Annotated in this window: 19 protein-coding genes and 1 pseudogene; 8 read left to right on the forward strand and 12 right to left on the reverse strand. The window is 67.8% G+C overall.

Features of this window, described 5'->3' with window-relative positions; all coding sequences use genetic code 11:
* Positions 1 to 9: 9 nt before the first annotated feature.
* The 4 genes from D3654_RS19355 to D3654_RS19370 are packed head-to-tail and all read right to left on the reverse strand — an operon-like array spanning position 10 to position 3,677.
* Entirely contained in the window at positions 10 to 1,428 is a 1,419-nt protein-coding gene (locus D3654_RS19355; RefSeq protein WP_120523083.1) for an aspartate ammonia-lyase, read from the reverse strand.
* Positions 1,425 to 2,582, reverse strand: a complete 1,158-nt coding sequence (locus D3654_RS19360; protein WP_120523084.1) for a M20 family metallopeptidase — start codon at positions 2,580 to 2,582, stop codon at positions 1,425 to 1,427. The genes D3654_RS19355 and D3654_RS19360 overlap by 4 nt, the downstream gene beginning before the upstream one ends.
* Positions 2,572 to 3,243, reverse strand: coding sequence for a DUF1028 domain-containing protein (locus tag D3654_RS19365; RefSeq protein WP_120523085.1), 672 nt, complete (start codon positions 3,241 to 3,243; stop codon positions 2,572 to 2,574). The genes D3654_RS19360 and D3654_RS19365 overlap by 11 nt, the downstream gene beginning before the upstream one ends.
* The gene (locus tag D3654_RS19370; RefSeq protein ID WP_120523086.1) at positions 3,240 to 3,677 is read right to left on the reverse strand and encodes a RidA family protein; all 438 of its coding nucleotides are present in this window, start codon (positions 3,675 to 3,677) and stop codon (positions 3,240 to 3,242) included. Before D3654_RS19370 ends, D3654_RS19365 begins: the two co-directional genes overlap by 4 nt.
* Positions 3,678 to 3,807: 130 nt before the next feature.
* On the opposite strand from D3654_RS19370, the gene D3654_RS19375 reads away from it, so the two are divergent.
* Positions 3,808 to 4,722: a LysR substrate-binding domain-containing protein gene (locus D3654_RS19375; protein ID WP_120523087.1), complete on the forward strand. Its 915-nt coding sequence runs from the start codon at positions 3,808 to 3,810 to the stop codon at positions 4,720 to 4,722.
* 10 nt (positions 4,723 to 4,732) lie between these two features.
* Here D3654_RS19375 and D3654_RS19380 read toward each other — a convergent pair whose 3' ends face one another.
* The 3 genes from D3654_RS19380 to D3654_RS19390 all read right to left on the reverse strand — a co-directional run bounded on the left by D3654_RS19380 (position 4,733) and on the right by D3654_RS19390 (position 8,236).
* Positions 4,733 to 5,491 carry a VOC family protein gene (locus D3654_RS19380; RefSeq protein WP_120523088.1) on the reverse strand — a complete coding sequence of 253 codons (759 nt, stop codon included), beginning with the start codon at positions 5,489 to 5,491 and terminating at the stop codon, positions 4,733 to 4,735.
* Positions 5,492 to 5,538: 47 nt separating this feature from the next.
* Positions 5,539 to 6,153 (reverse strand): TetR/AcrR family transcriptional regulator, encoded by a 615-nt coding sequence (locus tag D3654_RS19385; protein ID WP_120523089.1) that lies wholly within the window; start codon positions 6,151 to 6,153, stop codon positions 5,539 to 5,541.
* A 79-nt stretch (positions 6,154 to 6,232) separates the two neighbouring features.
* A complete protein-coding gene (locus D3654_RS19390; RefSeq protein ID WP_120523090.1) occupies positions 6,233 to 8,236 on the reverse strand; it encodes a primary-amine oxidase in 2,004 nt (667 codons plus the stop codon).
* 120 nt (positions 8,237 to 8,356) lie between these two features.
* Between D3654_RS19390 and D3654_RS19395 the strand changes: the two genes are divergently transcribed.
* The 4 genes from D3654_RS19395 (at position 8,357) to D3654_RS19410 (ending at position 12,745) form a co-directional block, all read left to right on the forward strand.
* Positions 8,357 to 8,797, forward strand: a complete 441-nt coding sequence (locus D3654_RS19395) for a hypothetical protein (protein WP_120523091.1) — start codon at positions 8,357 to 8,359, stop codon at positions 8,795 to 8,797.
* A complete protein-coding gene (locus D3654_RS19400; RefSeq protein WP_120523092.1) occupies positions 8,794 to 10,275 on the forward strand; it encodes an aldehyde dehydrogenase family protein in 1,482 nt (493 codons plus the stop codon). The genes D3654_RS19395 and D3654_RS19400 overlap by 4 nt, the downstream gene beginning before the upstream one ends.
* Positions 10,276 to 10,409: 134 nt before the next feature.
* The gene (locus D3654_RS19405) at positions 10,410 to 11,930 is read left to right on the forward strand and encodes an APC family permease (protein WP_120523093.1); all 1,521 of its coding nucleotides are present in this window, start codon (positions 10,410 to 10,412) and stop codon (positions 11,928 to 11,930) included.
* Positions 11,927 to 12,745: an SDR family NAD(P)-dependent oxidoreductase gene (locus D3654_RS19410; RefSeq protein WP_120523094.1), complete on the forward strand. Its 819-nt coding sequence runs from the start codon at positions 11,927 to 11,929 to the stop codon at positions 12,743 to 12,745. Before D3654_RS19405 ends, D3654_RS19410 begins: the two co-directional genes overlap by 4 nt.
* Here the strand turns inward: D3654_RS19410 and D3654_RS19415 are convergent.
* Positions 12,669 to 13,772, reverse strand: a complete 1,104-nt coding sequence (locus D3654_RS19415) for an FUSC family protein (RefSeq protein WP_120523095.1) — start codon at positions 13,770 to 13,772, stop codon at positions 12,669 to 12,671. The two genes, D3654_RS19410 and D3654_RS19415, sit on opposite strands and share 77 nt — an antisense overlap.
* A 102-nt stretch (positions 13,773 to 13,874) precedes the next feature.
* On the opposite strand from D3654_RS19415, the gene D3654_RS19420 reads away from it, so the two are divergent.
* Positions 13,875 to 14,351: an SRPBCC family protein gene (locus D3654_RS19420; protein ID WP_120523096.1), complete on the forward strand. Its 477-nt coding sequence runs from the start codon at positions 13,875 to 13,877 to the stop codon at positions 14,349 to 14,351.
* A gap of 6 nt (positions 14,352 to 14,357) precedes the next feature.
* On the opposite strand, the gene D3654_RS19425 is transcribed toward D3654_RS19420, so the two are convergent.
* From D3654_RS19425 to D3654_RS19435, 3 genes are all read right to left on the reverse strand, one after another.
* The gene (locus D3654_RS19425) at positions 14,358 to 14,771 is read right to left on the reverse strand and encodes a VOC family protein (RefSeq protein ID WP_120523097.1); all 414 of its coding nucleotides are present in this window, start codon (positions 14,769 to 14,771) and stop codon (positions 14,358 to 14,360) included.
* Positions 14,772 to 14,841: 70 nt separating this feature from the next.
* Positions 14,842 to 16,452, reverse strand: coding sequence for an MFS transporter (locus D3654_RS19430; protein ID WP_120523098.1), 1,611 nt, complete (start codon positions 16,450 to 16,452; stop codon positions 14,842 to 14,844).
* 212 nt (positions 16,453 to 16,664) lie between these two features.
* The gene (locus D3654_RS19435) at positions 16,665 to 17,477 is read right to left on the reverse strand and encodes a putative protein N(5)-glutamine methyltransferase (RefSeq protein ID WP_120523099.1); all 813 of its coding nucleotides are present in this window, start codon (positions 17,475 to 17,477) and stop codon (positions 16,665 to 16,667) included.
* A 432-nt stretch (positions 17,478 to 17,909) separates the two neighbouring features.
* On the opposite strand from D3654_RS19435, the gene D3654_RS19440 reads away from it, so the two are divergent.
* Both D3654_RS19440 and D3654_RS19445 read left to right on the forward strand, forming a co-directional pair.
* On the forward strand, positions 17,910 to 18,104 hold the full coding sequence (locus D3654_RS19440) for a hypothetical protein (RefSeq protein ID WP_120523100.1): 195 nt from the start codon (positions 17,910 to 17,912) through the stop codon (positions 18,102 to 18,104).
* A gap of 58 nt (positions 18,105 to 18,162) precedes the next feature.
* The gene (locus D3654_RS19445) at positions 18,163 to 18,423 is read left to right on the forward strand and encodes a hypothetical protein (protein WP_120523101.1); all 261 of its coding nucleotides are present in this window, start codon (positions 18,163 to 18,165) and stop codon (positions 18,421 to 18,423) included.
* A 91-nt stretch (positions 18,424 to 18,514) separates the two neighbouring features.
* Here the strand turns inward: D3654_RS19445 and D3654_RS19450 are convergent.
* Positions 18,515 to 18,652 (reverse strand): annotated as a pseudogene (locus tag D3654_RS19450) (IS110 family transposase); the annotation flags it as partial.

Here is an 18,652-nt window from a genome sequence, read left to right on the forward strand (position 1 = left end):
CGCTGCTCCCTACCCCAACCCCGCCAATGACCTCGCCGACAGGGCATCCTGCGTCTCCTGTGCGCCCAGCAGGCCGCGCTCGATTACGAGCTCCGCGATGCTCCGCTCCGTGGCGAGGGCTTCCTTGGCCAGTTCCGCCGCGGCCGCGTAGCCCAGGAGAGGGGCCAGGCCCGTGACAACGCTGACCGAGGAGAACATGCGCTGTTCCAGGATCCGGGTGTTCGCCCTGATGCCGTAAACGCAATGGGTGCGGAGTTGCCTGCACGCGACCGTGAGCCAGGCGATCGATTCCAGGAGGGCGTCGGCCATGACGGGCTCGAAGGCGTTGAGCTGAAGCTGGCCGGCCTCGACGGCCATGGTCACGGTGGCGTCCGCGCCGACCACCCGGAAGGCCACCTGGTTGACCATCTCCGGGATCACCGGGTTCACCTTTCCGGGCATGATGGACGAGCCCGCCTGCACCGCGGGCAGGAAGACTTCCGCGAAGCCGGCCTGCGGTCCGGACGAAAGCAGTCGGAGGTCGTTGCAGATCTTGGAGAGTTTGACGGCTGCCCGCTTCAACACGCCGGAGACGAGCATGAAGACGCCGGTATCGCCGGTGGCCTCCACCAGATCGGCTGCGGAGACCAGGCGGAGGCCCGCGAGCGCGTTGAGCTCGGCGATGACGGCGTCCCGATAGCCCGGCGGGGCCGTGATGCCGGTGCCGATGGCGGTGGCACCGAGGTTGGATTCGCGCAGGTGGGGGAGCAGCTCCTCGAGCCGGTTTCCGTCTTCACGAAGGGTTTCGGCGAAGGCCCCGAACTCCTGGCCGAGCGACATCGGCACGGCGTCCTGCAACTGGGTGCGGCCCACCTTGAGGACGCCCGAGAACTCCGTGGCCTTGGCCCCGAAGGAACCGATCAGCCTGGCGTGTTCGGCGCAGAGACCGCTGATTTCCCGTTGCAGGGCGATCTTGATGGCCGTCGGGTAGACGTCGTTGGTGGACTGGCTGCGGTTCACGTCGTCGATCGGATGCAGCGCGGCGTAGTCGCCCTTGGCACGGCCCATCAGTTCCAGCGCCCGGTTGGCGATGACCTCGTTGGCGTTCATGTTGGTGCTGGTTCCGGCGCCGCCCTGGATGGCGTCCACCACGAACTGGCCGTCCAGGAGCCCGTCCATCACCTCCAAGGAGGCCTGCTGGATGGCCGCGGACTTGGCCGGATCAAGGAGGCCGAGGCCTTCATTGGCGCGGGCAGCCGCGTATTTCACGGCGCCGAGTCCCCACACGAGGGACCGTATGCTGCCGATGGTCCGCCCGCTGACGGGGAAGTTTTCGACGGCCCGCAGGGTGCTGATGCCCCAGTAGGCGTCCTCGGGGACCTCACGGTACCCGAGGCTGTCGTGCTCCACGCGGGTTCCCGGTTCCCGGGAAGAAGTTCGATCTGTCATGGTTGGTCCGCCAGGAAGTCCAGAGCTGTCAGCGCAAGGGCGGCGGCGCCGTCATGGATTGCCTGGTTGGCGGCCGCCCCGACGCAGTGCGCGGCGAACTCAGGCTGATGGTTGGCCGCGGGGAAGCAGCCCAGGCCGATGTAGGGGTGGATGGCCGGGACCACTTGGGACACATTGCCCATGTCGGTCGACGCCCGGTTCATGGTGGCCTGTTCGGGCGGTGCGTTGAAGTCCCGGCCCAGGGATTCCGCGTGCCGGATGTACAGCTCCAGTGCCCGCTGTTCCGTTCGGAACTCCGAATAGGGCTCGGATTCCGGGGTGACGGAGAGCTCGCAGCCGGAGGCGACGGCCCCCGCTTCGAAGCAGCGGTGCACACGTTGCTCCAGCTCGCCCAGTTGGGCGAGTGACTCGGCGCGGACGTACCAGCGGCCCTCGGTCTTGTCGGGGATGGCGTTCGGTGCCTCGCCGCCGCGGGTCTGGATGCCGTGGACCCGGGTCCCGGACGGCAGCTGCTGCCGGAGCAGACCCAGGGCCACCTGCGCCACCACGAAGGCATCGTTGGCATTGACGCCCTGCTCCGGATAGGCGGCAGCGTGGGCCGATTTCCCGCGGTACTCCACGTGGTTGTGGGCCACGGCGTAGGGTTTGGCCTCGGCGGAATCGACGGGGCTGGGGTGGGCCATCATGGCCAGGTCGAGCCCGCTGAACGCGCCCTTCTTCAGCAGCTCGATCTTCCCGCCGCCACCCTCCTCCGCCGGGGTTCCGTAGAGCTCCACGGTCAGGTCCCGCTCGGCGGCGAACTCCGCCAGGGCGACGGCGGCGCCGCAGGAAATCGCGGTGATGATGTTGTGGCCGCAGGCGTGACCCAAGCCCGGTAGGGCGTCGTACTCCGCCATCAGCCCCACCCGCCGTGAGCCGTTCCCGACGACGGCGCGCACCGCCGTCGGGAAGCCCAGGTACCCTTCTTCGACGGCGAAGCCGTGCCCGGCGAGATACGCGGCCGTCCAGCCGGCGGCGCGGTGTTCCTGCCAGCCGAGCTCCGGATTGGCGTGCAGCGTCTCGGAAAGCCCGATCAGCGCAGCATGCTGCGCCGCAATCGACTCGAGGACCCGCGTGCGGGTGTGCGTTCCCGATTCCAAAAGTTCAGCGCTCATCGCCCGGCACCCCGTAACCAACCGACGCCGCGGGGTCCAGGCCGCGCACCACGTAGTCGTTGCGCTGCGGAAGCCAGACCTCCAGCAGCCGTCCGAGTTCCGCGATCGGATCCTCGTGCCAGTCGACCCGCAGGTCCGTGTCCCGCCAGCCGTGGCCGGACACCACCGACAGGCCGGCCGAGCGAACGGGCCCCGCTTCGCCGCCGGCCGCCTCGGCAGCCCGCAGCGCGGCCATCAGCCGCACCTCAAGCTCGCCGGAGGTGGCCTCGAACTCATCGCAGAGGGCCTGGACAACACCGGGCCCGGCGAGCATATTGCCCGCTGCCACGCTGTTGGGGCCGCGGCCCTCGCCGATCACGCCCAGCGAATGTTCGCCGCTGAACACCGCGGATCCGCCGCGGGCGTCCAGCACCACCAGTTGCCGGTAACCGGCCGCCGGGGATTCCTGCACGACGGCGTCCACCGCCTCCTGCGCGGAATAGCCCGCCTGGAGGCGGTCAAGCAGGGCGGTGCCCAGCCGGGGGTCGGTGATGTTCTGCGAGCTGACGGCCCCCACGCCGTCGCGCAGGTGCGCGCAGCGGGCTGCGACGGCCGGCGAGGAGGAGGAAACCGCGAGGCCGAAGCGGCCGTTGCCGTCGGTGGCGGCGATGCTGAAGGTCACGCCGCGCCCTCCGTGGTGGTGTTCGACGCGGAAATCACCGCGGTGGCGTCGATTTCCACGAGCCACTCAGGCCGGGCCAGTGCGGAGACGACGATGCCCGTGGAGACCGGGAAGACGCCCTTCAGCCAGCGGCCCATGGTGCGGTAGACGGGCTCGCGGTATCGCGGATCGATGATGTAGACGGTCACCTTGACGATGTCCTCAAGGCTGCTACCGGCCTCCTTGAGCAGCATGTCGATGTTGGCCATGGCCTTTTCGGCCTGGGCTTCGACGTCGCCGATGCCCACGGACTCCCGCGTTTCCAGGTCCTGTCCGATCTGGCCCCGGAGGTACACCACACCGTTGGCCACCACGGCCTGGCAGAGATCGTTGTCCAGGTTCTGCTCCGGGTAGGTTTCCTTGGTGTTGAACGTACGGATGCGCTGATGTTTCACGTGGCCGCTGCCTCTTCGTCTCGCTGGGTGGATGCTTGAGACTCAGCTTCCCTCCGCCAACCGAATCTGTCCAACAGTCTTTTTCGAACAGTTGTATCGAAAAAATTGATGAAACGGGTATCCTTGTGGAATGGATGTCACGCTCACCCAACTGCGGTATTTCGTCGAAGCCGCGGCCCAGCTGTCCATGACCGGGGCTTCGGTCCGGCTGAACGTCGCACAGTCCGCGGTGTCGGCCGCGATCGCCCAGCTCGAGCGCCATGTGGGCACCCAGTTCTTCATCCGGCAGAGGTCCAAGGGACTGGTTCTCACCCCGGCGGGGGAGCTGTTCCTGCGCGACGCGCAGTCGATCCTGGCCCACGTCGAAGAGAGCCTTGACCATGCCCGCGGCGAAACCCAAAGCGTCGCCGGGCGCGTCCGCGTGGCCTGCTTCAGCACCCTCGCGCCGTTCCTGCTCCCGGGCATCCTGAGCAAGCTGCGCGAAGACCACCCGGCCCTCGAAGTGGACGTCATCGAATCCGACACCTCGGGATGCGTGGCCGCGCTGCTCAGCGGACAGGCCGACCTCGCCCTCTGCTACGACCTGGACCTCCCCGACGCGATCGCAACCTCCGTGGTTGATGCCGCCCGGCCCTACCTGGCGGTACCCCCGGACCACAAGGTTGCGGACGCGGGCAGCGTGAAGCTCTCAGCCCTGAAGAACGAGCCCTTCGTGCTGCTGGACCTGCCGCACAGCCGCGACCTCATGCTGTCCATCGCCCGGCTGGGCGGCAAGGAACCGGACATCAGGTTCCGCTCTGCGAGCTACGAAACCGTGCGCACCTTCGTGGCGCGCGGGCTGGGTTATTCGATCCTGCACCAGCGCCCGCAGCACGGTTTGACGTACGACGGCGGCAAGCTGGCCACGGTGGAAATCCGGGACGACGTGCCGGAACTGAAGACCGTGCTCGCCTACCTGCGGACGCAGCGCCCTACGGCGCGGGTGCGTGCGGTGGCGCAGGCGGTCCGGCACCAGATCGCCGCCGCGAAGGCGGCGCGTTCGTAGGAACCGGGCCTCAGCCCGAAACCCCTGCCTTGTCCGGTGCGAGGACGCAGAACTCGTTGCCCTCCGGGTCGGCGAGGACCCGCCACGACACCTCAGGGCCTTGGCCGACATCGGCGTCGCTGGCTCCCAGGGCCCGCAGCCGTTCCACCTCGGCGTCCAGATCGTCGCCGGCGTACGGTTTCACGTCGAGATGGACACGGTTCCATACCGTTTCCGGGCCCTCGGTCCGGAGCAGTTCCAGGTACGGACCCACCCCGCTGGCCGAACGCAGCCTCGCATGATCGTCGTCCACCTCGTGCAGGGTCCAGTCGGTGGCCTCGCTCCAGAACCGGGACATGGCGCGCGGATCGGCGCAGTTGACCACCACGGTGGCGATCGGCCCGGTGTCCCGGTAGATCTCCCGGGGCTCGAGGACGCAGAAAACATTGCCCTCGGGGTCGGCCAGGACCGTCCACGGCACGTCGCCCTGGCCGATGTCGGCGTGCGTGGCGCCGAGTTCCAGCAGGCGTGCCACCAGTTCGTCCTTGTGGGCGGCAGAGGTGGTGGCGAGGTCGAGGTGGGCGCGGTATTTCACGGTTTCGGGATCGGGAACAGCAACCACATCGATGCAGAGCGCGGTGGGATCCGGCCAGTTGAAGCCCAGCGGCTCAACATTGGTCACTCCGGGTCCCTCGCTGGAAACACCCCAGCCGAGTGCGTCGGCCCAAAAACGGCCAAGAGCCGCGTCATCGCGGGCCTTGAAATTCACCTGAACGAGTCGCAGAGCCATAGTGCCCGAGCCTACAACCCCGGCAACAGCCGGTACAGGAGGCGCTCCTAGCCGGAGGCCGGTGCCGTCTGCAGGGCAAGGCGCGCCAAGGCACGCTCCACGAGGTGGCGCTGCCGGGAGCCCGTGACGGTGTCCGGGTCCAGCATGGAGGTCACGTGCAGGCCCATCATGATGTTCAGCAGCTCATCGGCCACCGCATCCGGATCGGCCAAAGGTGCGCATTCGCCGTCGTGCTCGGCCTGCGCGAGGAAGTCCATCACCAGGCCCCGCCAGTGCAGCAGCGCCTCCCGGCCGACTGCGCGCAGCGCGTCCTCCGTCTGGGCCCGCTGCCAGAAGGACACGGCCACGCGGGCCTCCACCACGGTGAGCGGGTCCGCCGGGATGATTTCCAGGCACATGCTCCGCAGCGCCGCGAGCCCGCGGCGTCCCTTGGTGCCGGCGACGATCCGCTCGTTGGTGCGCTCGCAGATCAGCTCATAGGAGGCCAGCAGCAGCGCGTCCTTGTTGGGGAAATAGTGGGCCAGCACGCCGGGGGCGGCGTATCCGCATTCCCGGGCGATGTCACGCATGCTGGCGTTCTCGATGCCCTGCCCGGCGATCAGCCGCCACGTGGTCTCGATGATCGCACGGCGCCGTTCCTGGTGGTCGACCAAGCGGGGCATGCTGCTCCTTCCGGGACGGATGTGCGACGACGGCCGGGCACCTGGTCATGCGTGTTACCGCCCGGCCGTCGTCACCTTATCAGTGGCAGTGCTTCGCCGGCTCCGCCGCGGCCGCGGCGGCCGTTGCTGGCGCTGCGCAGTGCCCCGCTGACGACGGCGGCACGTTGAGCGTGGGGTTGGCATCGAAGAAACCGTGCGGCTTCAGCGTGAAGCCGGTGGTGTCCACGGGCATGATCGGCCAGTCCTCCGGGCGTGGGAAGTGGGTCAGGCCGAAGGAGTGCCACACCACCAGGTCCTGGCCATCGAGGTCGCGGTCTTGTGCCACGTAGGCAGGCAGGCCGGCGCCGCCCGGGTGCTGGTTGACGAAGTCGCCCGCGGCGTAGAGCTCGTCCTCGGCGTGCCGGGTGACCCAGAGGTGGTGCCGGGCGAACGCGGCGCGGGAGGCGATCGAGGAGTCGTCGGCCATGGCGAGCGTGGGCTGTCCCTCGGGGTAGAGGGTATAGCCCACCGGGTGGCCGAGCTGGTTCAGCGATTCGGGGTTGCTGATGTGCCAGGCGCGTCCCTTGCTGCCGTCGGCGTCGCGCACGGCCTCGGATTCGCGGGCCAGCAGCGTGCGCTTCTGGGTGAAGGCATTGCCGTGCGGGTTTCCGGGTCCCTTCGGGAGGCGCACGAGGTCGAGTTCCTCCACGCGGTTCGTCTCGCCGTCGAGCATCATGTCCAGGCGGGCGCTGAACAGGTGCTGGTGGAAGGGTGCGCCCAAGCCGGGGGCGATCTCCGAGGCGTAGGCGTAGGAATTGTCCGGCAGGGCCGCAGTGAACACGATGCCGGTGGCCTTGGCTTCGAACTCGATGGTGCCGTCCAGGTAGAGGTACCAGTAGAAGCCGTAGTCGTAGTTGCCCACCGTGGTGAAGAACGACACCACCAGGCGGCGGTTGCGGCGCACCTCGTTGGAACCGGCCCACTCGTCCGTGTGCTTCCACAGGATGCCGGCGTCTTCCTCGTGGATGCAGATGCCGTTCTCGATGGTGCGCGGGTTGCCGAAGTCGTCGGCCACGACGGGGGACATGTAGGTGATCTCGCCCAGGCAGTCGCAGCCGAGCTTGAGCGAATTCGCGTCCCGGCCCACCAGGTATTCGCCGGAGTCGAAGTAGTTCTGCCAGCTCCGGTACGGGGACGGGTCGCCGTACGGGACCACCATTTCGGAGATCGACGCGCGGTGCACCAGTGGGCGGCGGCGCCCGGCGTGCGTGTGGTGGAGTTGGTGCAGCACCAGACCCTCGCGGGCGTCGAAGCCGACCCGCAGGTCCCAGCCGGCCCAGCTCAGGAGGTTGCCGTCCAGCGTGAAGCTGGGGCCCTCGGGCTGGGTGATCTCGATCGGTTTCAGGTCCGTGCGGAGTTCCCCGTGGATGGCGGGATCGGTGTAGTTTCCGTTGACCTCCGGGACGGGAACGGGGCCGTCGTCGATCAGGTGGTCCACGCGGCGGTTCTCCACGTCGACGAACGCCACCAGGCCGTCGATCGGGTGCGCCCAGGCGTGGTCGCCCGGGTAGTCCTGCCGGAAGCCCAGGCCGCGGAGCAGGCGCTTGCCTTCCTCGTTTTCGTATTCGAAGACGCCCGCGGAGAGCGGTGCCACCCGGACCTGCTCCGGGGTGAGCCCGCGGTCCGTGAGGGCGGCCTTCCACTGCGGGTCCGCGGCGAGGATGTCCTCGATGATCCCGAATTCTTCGATCAGCACCGGCAGTTGGCCGTCGACGGCGGGATCCAGCTCGCGCTGTTCCAGGACTTCTCCGGTGGCCAGGGACAGCCGGACGTCGAGCGAGCGGGAGAGGGCCGCGTCCCACAGCATGGCGCGGACGGTGCGGTCCGGGGCGGCTGTGTGCGGGAACCGAGCGTCCGCATACAGGGCCGCTTTCGGCGGCTCAACCAGGCCGAGGTAGGCGAAGCGGGTGGTGTCGGCAACCAGTCCGGCGTCCGCCAGGATCCGGCGGGCCTCGTGGATTTCCCGGCCCGAGAGCTGCTCCAGCGGGTGCTGGGCCACGGTGGGCTGGGCCGCCGCGAGCAAGGGGGTCGTCTGAAGGGTCATGGCACTTCCTGAAGTCTGATTTTGATGGTACAACTGTTCAACCAACGCTTTGATGTTAGCCACCTCACAGCCCCGGCGTAAAGTCCCCCGACTGATCGCGCCGGGCAGGCAGGAAAAACCATGGACCAGATCACCCCGCGCCCGGGGAGCCTCAGGCTCGCCCGGATCCCGGCGGGCATCGTCGGCACCTCGGTGACGGCCGGCGCCGCGGCTCACGTTGCCGCCGCCTTGACCGGGCCCGCCGGCGCCATGGCCTGGTGGATGGCGGCGATGGGCGCGGCCTGCCTGGCCTGCGCTTCGCCGCTGGCCCTCCCGGCACGGTGCGCGGGGCGCGCCGCCGCGCACCTGCTCGCCATGAGCGCCGTCATGATCCTCATCCACCTGGTGCTGCTCGTACCGTCCGGCGCCGGAGGCCATCACGGAACGGCTGCAGCGGCGGCGCCCGGCCACGCAGGTTCCATGCTCGCCGTCATCGCGGTCGAACTGGCTTGCCTGATGGGCGCTTCCGTGGCACTCCGCCTGCACCGTAGAACCCTTTCCACAACCAAGGAGCAACCATGAACACCACGCTTTCCCTCGACTGGCACAGCCAGGCAGATTCCCTCGTGATCGACGGCCGGGCCTTCGTTGACGGACGCCGCGTCACAGGCAGGCTTTCGCGCCAGACCGTCAGCCCTGTGGACGGCCGGGTCCTGGCTGAACTGACCGCCTGCGGCAGCGCCGACGTCGACGTAGCGGTTGCCGCCGCCCGGCGCGCCTTCCCGGCCTGGTCGCGGGTGGGGGCCGAACCCCGGAAGGGCGTGTTGCTGGAGCTCGCCGCGCTCATGGAGCGCCACGCCGAGGAGCTCGCGCTGCTGGAAACCCTGGACAGCGGCAAGCCGATCCTGCAGACCACCACCGTGGACGTCCCGGGCGCTATTTCCACGCTCCGCTGGTACGCCGAAGCGGCCGACAAGCAGGCCGGCGAACTGCCGGCAGTGCCGCCGGGAGCCACCGCGCTCGTCACGCGTGAACCGCTGGGTGTGGTGGCCGCCATTGTGCCGTGGAACTTCCCGCTGGAAATCGCCGTCTGGAAGCTCGCCCCCGCGCTGGCGGCCGGAAACACGCTCGTCCTCAAGCCTGCCGAGCAGACCTCCCTGAGCGTGCTGCGGCTCGCCGAACTGGCCGCCGAGGCCGGGCTTCCGGACGGCGTGCTGAACGTCGTCACCGGTTCGGGCCGCGAGGTGGGGGCTGCGCTGGCGCACCACATGGACGTCGACGCGCTCGCGTTCACCGGCTCCACCGCCGTGTCCCGCACGTTGCTCGAAGCGTCCGGCCGCAGCAACCTCAAGCGGCTGAGCCTCGAAGCCGGCGGCAAGAGCTCCAACATTGTCTTCGCGGACACCGAAGACCTCGCCGCCGCTGCCGCCAAGGCAGCCTTTGGTGCGTTCTACAACCAGGGCCAGGTGTGTTCGGCAAACTCGCGGATCCTCGTCCAGCGGGAGGTCCACGATGAGTTCGCGGCCCTGCTCACCGCCGCCGCGGCCGGCTACGCGCCGGCGGATCCGCTGGCCGGACTGGACGGCAACGGTGCGCTGATCAGCAGCACGCACGCCGACGACGTCGAACGCTGGATCGTACGCGGCCGCACCGAAGGTGAGGTGCTTTTCGGCGGCGAACGGCGCGAGATCCGCGGTTCCGATGCGTACCTGGAGCCCACGCTGCTGGGCGGCCTCCCCGCCGACCACGACGTCCACCGGGAGGAGATCTTCGGGCCGGTGGCTGTACTGCAGGCCTTCGACTCCGAAGCGGAAGCAGTGCGGCTGGCCAACGCCACCGACTACGGCCTGGCCGCGTCTGTGTGGACCTCGAACCTCTCGCGCGCCCACCGCGTGGCAGGGGAGCTGCTTGCCGGCACGGTCTCGGTGAACACGGTCGACGCGCTGGGCAACACCACCCCGTTCGGCGGTTTCAAGCAGTCCGGCTTCGGGCGGGACCTGTCCCTGCATGCCTTCGACAACTACACCGCCCCGAAGACCACGTGGATCCAGTTCGGCTGACTGCATCAGAAGAAGCGATGATCCACATCACCATTCCCTTGTTTACGTGATGCAGCTCACGATCCTACGCTGAGTTCATCCCTCCCCAAACCGTCTGCGCAGCAGCACACTTAAGCAGTAGCAAAGGACCGATCATGGATCAGCCAATCTCCTCAACCAGCCTTGCCCGGGAGCAAAGCAAGCATCTGCAGAAATCCCTCGGCCGCTTCGACATCCTCCTGCTGGTGGTCGCGGCCGTTATCTCGGTGGAGGTCCTGGGCCAGGTTTCGGGCTTCGGCGGCGAAACCTTCACCTGGACCCTCATCCTGGCGGTCACCTTCATGGTCCCGTACGGGCTGATCTTCGCTGAGACCGGTGGTGCCTTCACCGAGGAAGGCGGGGTCTATGTCTGGACCAAGATGGCCTTCGGCCGCGTGGTCGCCGCCATCACGTCCCTGTTCACCTGGGTCACCCAGCCGGTGTGGGTAGGGGGTGCCATGGCGTTCGTGGCCGTGGAGACCTGGTCCGAGTACGTGGGCCACCTGGAAGCCGGCGGCGTGGGGGACTACCTCTTCAAGCTGGCGTTCATCTGGATCACCGTGAGCTCGGCCATCATCAGCCTGAAGCACGGCAAATGGCTGCCGTCCCTCGGCGCGATCCTGAAGGTCGTGTTCCTGACCTTCTTCATCGTCGTCACCCTGGTCTACGGGCTGCAGCACGGCTTCAACGGCCTGGACCTCGGCTTCTTCTCGCCCACCCTCGCCGGTTTCCTCGGCGTCACCCCGCTGCTGCTGTTCTCCTTCCTCGGTTTCGAATCCGGCAACAGCGCCGCCGGCGAGATGAAGAACCCGGCCAAGGACGTCCCGATTTCCGTGGCACGCTCCTCGATGATCGCCGCCGCGAGCTACCTCCTGCCGATCCTGGCCATCCTGCTGGTGGTGCCGCTGGACCAGATCACCGGCATCGGCGGGCTCTTCGGCGCCGTGGCCACCGTCTACACGGTGTTCGGCCCGGCAGCGGAGGCCATGCTCGCCGTCTCGGCCATCATCTTCTGCTTCGTGCTGGTCTCCCAGGGCGCGGCGTGGATGATCATCAGTGACCGCATGCAGGCCATGGCCGCCGCGGACGGTTCCTTCTTCGGCGGCTTCTTCGGCCGCTTCCATCCCAAGCTCGGCACGCCGATCCGCGTCAACACCCTCTCCGGCGTCGTGGCCACGCTGTTCATGCTCGCCGCCATGCAGCTCAGCGGCACCAGCAGTGCCCTGTTCGGAGTGGTGCTGACCATCGCCATCTCCACCTTCCTGCTCAGCTACCTCCTGGCGATTCCCGCCGCGGTCAGGCTGCGGAGCAAGTACCCGGACGCCGTACGGCCCTTCAAGGTGCCTGTCTCCGACACCATGTTCCGTGTAATGGGCGCCATCTGCTTCGTGTGGATCCTCATTGGTTCGTGGGTGGCGGTCTTCCCGGGAACCCTGGACGCGCTCTTCGGGCTGCCCTATGACTTCGAAGCGGTCTGGGGCGTCTCCCAGCTGACCTTCGAAGCCTTCGCCCTGGGCACGCTCGGCAGCATCCTCGCGCTGGGAATCGTGGGCTATATCCGCGGCAGGAAGGTCCGCGACGCCGCGGGCCAGGACGCCGTTTCCCCTGCCGAAGGCAGGACTACGCTTGGCGTATGACAGCCATTGCGAACGCCCTTACCGCACTCGTCACCGGGGCCACCGCCGGGCTGGGCGCTGAGTTCGCCCGGCAACTCGCCGAACAAGGCCACCACCTCGTCCTCGTGGCGCGCGACGACGGGCGGCTCCGGGCCGCGGCGGAGGTCCTGGAGCGCGATTACAGCATCACCGCTGAGGTGCTTTCCGCGGACCTGGCCGACGACGCCGGAGTCGCCGCCGTCGTCGAACGCCTTCTGGACGCCGCCCGGCCGGTGGACGTGCTGGTCAACAACGCGGGGATCGGCCTGCTGCACTCTTTCGAAAAGAACAGCATCGAGGACGAGCGGCGGCACGTCCGCCTCCATGTCCAGACCCCCATGGAACTGTGCCACGCCGCGCTGCAGGGCATGCTGCAGCGCGGCTCGGGCCGGATCATCAACGTGGCCAGCGTGGCGGCGTTCGCCAACCGGGGCAGCTACTCGGCGGCCAAGGCCTGGCAGGTGAGCTTCAGCCGCTGGGCGAACCTGGCCTACGCGGCCCGCGGGGTCAAGGTGACGGCGCTCTGCCCGGGCTTCGTCCACACCGAATTCCACGACCGGATGGGCATGGACAAGTCCGTGGCCCCGCGGTGGATGTGGCTCAAGGCGGACCGGGTGGTCAGCGAGGCACTCGCCGACAATGAGGCCGGCAGGGGAATCTCAATCCCCACCAAGCGCTACAAGGTGGTGACCGCCGTCGCGCGCGTCCTGCCCGCCCGGTTTACGGCAGGTCCGCCGAAGAGGCCGCTGCCGGTTTCGGGGGAGGCGTCCCGGAACGGCGCTTCCGCGAACGGATAAGCACCACCACCGCGATCCCGGTCAGCGCACCCACCAGGGTCTCGACGGCGCGCTCTGCCAGCAGTCGGCCGGGGTCCACGGGCGCGGCGAGCTCGGTCATCAGTAGGATCACGGGGGTGAAGAACACCATGGCCCAGCCGTAGTGCCGGGTCATGAACAGCTCGGTGCAGAACTGGCAGATGATCACCAGGAACATCAGCACCACCGTTGCCGGGAGGTACCGGACGGGGGAGAGCGGTCCCGGGAAGAGCACGACGGCGACGATCCCCAAGCCCAGGAATGTGCCCACGATGCGGTGGATGCCGCGGTTGACAGCGCTGGGCATGTCCGCGCCGGCGAGCGGGACCGCCGCGGCGGCCATCGCCCAGTGCGGGTAGCCGCTGCCGCTCAGCACGCCGATCCCTCCCGCGACACCCACCGCCGTCACGTAACGCGCGGCATGCACGACGGCGGCCTGCCGGAGCTGCGGGGTCAGGGCCGGGGCGTACCGGACGGCACCGGATTTCCAGGCGCGGACCCGGAGCCAGCCCGCGAAACCGACCAGCAGCGAGAATGACGCCGAGGCCGCCGCGATCAGCACGGCCATGCCGAAGGGGACGGCCACGGGAACCGAGGCGCAGGCGCCGAGCGCGAGGATGCCGAAGAACGGACCGTTGGGCTTGAGCCGCACCCGGTCGGAATAGACGGAACCGACGCCGGCCAGCAGCGCCTCCACCACCACGAGCCCCCAGGAATGGATGTGGTTCACGGCGAGGAAGGTGCCCACCGTGACGCCGCCCACCAGGACCACCGCCGCCTGGAGCTGGTGCCTGAGCCGCAGCTGGTGGCTTTCGTTCCTGCCGTACATTGCGGTGAGGCCGCCGAAGACCGCATAGAGCGTGAGTTCGGGCCGGCCGATCGCGAGCAGGAACAGCGTGGGTACCGCCACACTGAGTGCGACACGGACGGCGGAAAGGCGGTCGTTGTTCGCGGGGCCGATCGAATGGAGGTCCCGGGCGAGGGAGAGAAGCTTGCGCACCGGGGCCATTCTTCTTTGGGTGACCGGGGCCTTTCCGAAAAGTACCAAACGGCGCCGATCCCCGCCATCGGCCGGGTCACACTGTGCGCAGCGTCATGGCAGGATCGAGTCATGACGGTCTCGTTTACCTGCCGGACCCGGCTGGCCATGGCCCCGGAGGTGGCCTTCGACCTCTCCCGCAGCGTGGACGTCCACCTCGGCTCCATGGCCAAGTCCAATGAACGGGCGGTGGCCGGCGTGACTGCCGGGCTGATGTCCCTGGGCGACACGGTCACCTGGCGGGCCCGGCACTTCGGACTGCCGGTGCGGATGACCAGCCGGATCACGCAGTTCAGCTTCCCGGAGTCCTTCACCGACGAGCAGGAGCGCGGTCCGTTCCGTGCCTTCCGGCACGTGCACGAATTCCTGCCCGACGCTTCGGCGCCCGACGGTTCAGCGCCCGACGGCGGCGGGACCCTCATGGTCGACCACGTCGAGTTCACCGCGCCGTTCGGAATTCTTGGCCGCCTGGTGGAGAAGGCTTTCCTGGGCCGCTACCTGCAGCACCTGATCGAAGAACGGAACAGGTACCTGCAGGGATCGAAGTAGTGCGCCCTACTCCGCCACCAGCTCCACTTCGTAGCCGTCCGAGTTGATCAGGAAAGCGGCGTAGTGCTCCGGGCCCCCGGCGTGCGGGTACTTGTCCGCGTAGAGCTCGAACCAGTCCGAGTCCACGGCGAGCTCCCTCAGCCGGTCCACGTTGTCCCGGCTGCCGCCGTGGAACGCCACGTGGTTCATGCCGGCGTCGGTGCGGCGGTGGATGGTGCTGGTGAGGTCGGGAGACTGTTCAACCACCACATACGCGGAGCCGAGTTTCCAGCTGCAGCCGTTGGGCCACTTCCGGTACGGTGTGTAGCCGAGCTCGGTGAGCAGCCAGCCCCACTCGGCGGCCGCGCGGTCGAAATGCGGGACCCAGATTTCCAGATGGTGCAGCATACCCACTGACGAACCCACAGAAGCATCGGCCATCTGCCGAGTCTAAGGCGATGGCCGATGCTTCTGGTAGGAGGCGCCGGTGGGCGGGGCGAAGCCGGCGCCCCTAGGAGACGGCTACGGGTTCCTTCGAGGTTTCCGGCTGCGTGCCGTTGCCGGAAGCCGGCGTGCCGGCCACGTCCTCGAACGGCATCTCGTCCAGGTCGAGCAGCGGGTTCTCGTCCTGGGTGGCCACGAGTTCGCGGGCCTCGGCCGGAGTGTCCACGCTCGGCATGGAGCCGGGCAGCGGGCGCTGGGCCGACTCCTTCAGGAAGTAGATGGTGACTGCGCCGACCACGGACGTGCCCATGAGGTAGTAGGCGGGCATCATGTCGTTGCCGGTGCCCTGGATGAGGGCGTCGACGATGAGCGGCGTGGTGCCGCCGAAGATCGCCACGGAGAAGTTATAGGCGATGCCCATTCCGCCATAACGGCTCGACGTCGGGAACAGGGCCGGGAGCGCTGAAGCCAGGTTCGCGATGTAGAAGGTCACCGGGAAGGCGATCAGGGCCAGGCCGGCCAGGGTGGACCAAATCTCGCCGATGCCGATCAGCAGGAACGCGGGAACCGAGAACAGGATGGTGCTGCCGGCGCCGATCCACAACACGGGGCGGCGGCCGATGCGGTCCGAGAGCTTGCCGGTGAGCGGAATGCAGAGGGCCATGATGACCAGCACGGGGATAGTGAGCAGCGTGCCGTGGACGGGATCGTAGCCCTTGGCCGTGGTGAGGTACGTGGGCATGTAGGAAGTCAGGGCGTAGCCCACCGTGTTGGCGGCGGCGGCCAGGATCATGGCAATCAGGATCTGGCGCCAGTAGGCCTTGATGATCCCGATCGGTCCCTTGGCCACGGCGGCGTCACCGGCAGCGGCTTCGGCGGCGTGCGCTTCCTGGGCGTCGAGGGCGGCCTGGAACTGCGGGGACTCCTCGATCTTGTTCCGGAAGTAGATCGCAATCGCGCCGAGCGGTCCGGCGATCAGGAACGGCAGGCGCCAGCCCCATTCCTCCATGGCTGCCTGGCCCAGCGTCAGCTGCAGCATGGACACGAGGGCGGCACCGAGTGCGAAGCCGATGTAGGAACCCATGTCCAGGAAGCTCGCGAAGAAGCCGCGGCGCTTGTCCGGCGCATATTCGCTAACGAAGGTGGTGGCACCGGCGTACTCACCGCCGGTGGAGAAGCCCTGGACGAGCTTCAGGATCACCAGGAGGGCTGCGGCCCAGATGCCTATCTGTGCGTACCCGGGCAGGATGCCGACGGCGAAGGTGCTTGCCGCCATCAGCATCAGGGTCGCTGCGAGGACCTTCTGGCGGCCCACCTTGTCGCCGAGCCAGCCGAAGAAAACGCCGCCGAGCGGGCGCGCGATGAAGGTGGCGGCAAAGGTGCCGAGCAGGAACAGGGTCTGCACCGCCGGGTCCGCTTCGGGAAGGAAGACCGGACCCATCGTGGTGATCAGGTAGCCAAAGACACCGACGTCGTACCATTCCATGGTGTTGCCGACGATGGTTCCGCCAAGGGCTTTCTTGAGCATCGGCTGGTCCACGACGTTGACGTCGGAAACCTTGAGCCGGCGGCGGACGGGAAACTTCAATTTAGAGGTACCGCGGGGTGTGGGTGCGGTAAGTCCGGAGGCGTTCCTGGCGCCTACCGGAGAGTCGGTGATGCTTTGGTCTGTGGGCATTTGGGCCCCTCCTAAGGAGGTCATTTGCTTGCGACGTACAGCTGCCCCGCTCCGGGCAGGGTTTCAATTTTACGCGGGTTCGGGTCACACCAAGGGCTCCCGCGGTGCTGGTCGGACGGTTCAGGGCCCATCTGTTGCGTATCGCGGAACAGGTTTCGCCCCGGAATCCCGCGGGAATCCGCGGATTTCCGGCCCTTCGATGCCGTCGTTATCTAATCGTGACCTTCGGGGGTCGATTCGGGCCTGAATCCGAGCACAACCGTCGCATCAAGTTCCTCGGACCGCAGCACCTCCGGACGCAGGCCGGCGGCATCGAACAGGGCCGCCGTGCGCGGTGCCTGCCGGACGCTTGTTTCGATCAGGAGGCGGCCGCCCGGCGCCAGCCACAACGGAGCCTCCGCGACGGTCCGCCGCTGCACCGCCAAACCGTCCGATCCGCCGTCGAGCGCTATGAGCGGCTCATGGAGGCGGGCCTCCTGGGGCATGGTCCCGATATCCATTGACGGCACATAAGGCGCGTTGACCAGCAGCACGTCCACGCGGCCGCGCAGGCCCGGCGGCAGCGCCGCGTACAGGTCGCCCTCATGGACCCGCCCGCCGGCCGGCTCGATGTTGCGGCGCGCGCAGCGGACGGCGGCCGGTTCGATGTCCGTCGCGTGCAGCTCTATGCCCGGAACCTCCGCCGCGAGGGCGGCACCCACTGCGCCGGTTCCGCAGCAGAGGTCGACGACGGCGGAGCCCGGCCGGGCGAACCGCGTACCCAGCTCGACGAGGTACTCCGTGCGGCGGCGCGGGACGAAGACGCCGGGGTCGACCGCGATGCGCAGGCCGCGGAACCCGGCCCAGCCGAGGACCTGCTCGAGGGGGAAACCGGCAATGCGCTGTTTAGCCATCCGCTCCAGGTCCTGCGGCGAGCCTGCCTCGGCGAGGAGCAGTTCTGCCTCTTCCTCGGCGAAGACGCAGCCTGCCGAACGGAGTCGGAGGGTGAGGTCGGAACGGGTGTGGTTCGCGGGGTAAGTAGTCATGGGAGAGCCTTTCGGGATACCGAGGGGTGCTCTCCGGCCCGCTACGCCCGGAAGGGAAGCGGCTGCGGGGGAGCACCCGTACTGCCATTGCGTTGATGGGTCTCACCTCCTGGATCCGGGACCTGCGCGGGTCGTCTGAGTTGCAATGCTAGCCGACGCTCCGAAAATTCGGGGGTTCACAAGGGACGGGAGTCTGCTTAGGGTAGTGGGCATGGGAACACTGATTTTTGAGTAGACCGGCCTGTCCGGGCTTGTCCCGAACCGCCGTGTTTGATCCGAACAAAAATCCACGCCTGGTGAGGCCATGCCTCCGCGTCGTTCCCCTTTTTACGCATCGGAACGGTTTTTCCCTTCAAGTTCCGCAGCAAGAAGGCACCCTGAACGCCGCATCTCCGGCACCTCTGACGGCATTGACGCTAAGGAGAGCACTGTATGACTGCGGAATCCCCGAACAGAGCCGCCGCGGAAGGCGGCATCATGTCCAAGCTGAGCGACGCCCAGCGGGAAATGCTGGAGCGGAAGTCCCGCGGCAGCTCCGGTCCCGGCTGGCAAAGCACCGGCCGCGGACACAAGCCCACGCACACCAGCGGAAAACTCGCCAAGACCGAAAAGAAGGTCCGCTGGTAACGCTGACAGCACCCCTGAAACATTGCGTACCCCTGAAGTACCGCGGAAAGGAAGAACAATGGCCGAGAACCATGCAGGACAGAAGATCAATCCGGAGCTCGCCGAGCACCTGACCGGAGCCATGGACATGGCACCGATGCCCGAACCCGCCGCCGTAGCCACTACCTTCGCTTCGGCCAAGGGAACGGCCTGGCCGGACGGGAACGGCAAACGCCGGCACCCCAAGGAACGCGGCACCAGCCACGGCCGTTCGGGCCAGGGCGCTGCCGTGACGGCGGTGCACCGCACCAGCCGTCCGCAGATGCCGCACTCCTCCTAACAGGCTGACCCAAGCCGTCAACTGGAGATCCGGCCCAACTAGCTCGCATTTAACGTCGTTTTGACATGAAAATTCGGTGAGGCGGGCTGCACTATCCAGTCTGGTGCAGGGGTTCGAGGGTGACATGGTAGCCGAGTGATTGGAGCTGTCCGAGTGCTCGGGCCTTGGCTCTGGCCGGGGTGCGGTTGGTGAAGTAGTCGGCTCCGGGATCCTTGTAGAGTTCGCCGGT

The sequence above is a fragment of the Arthrobacter celericrescens genome, from assembly GCF_003614925.1.
Classification (GTDB): Bacteria; Actinomycetota; Actinomycetes; order Actinomycetales; family Micrococcaceae; genus Arthrobacter; species Arthrobacter celericrescens.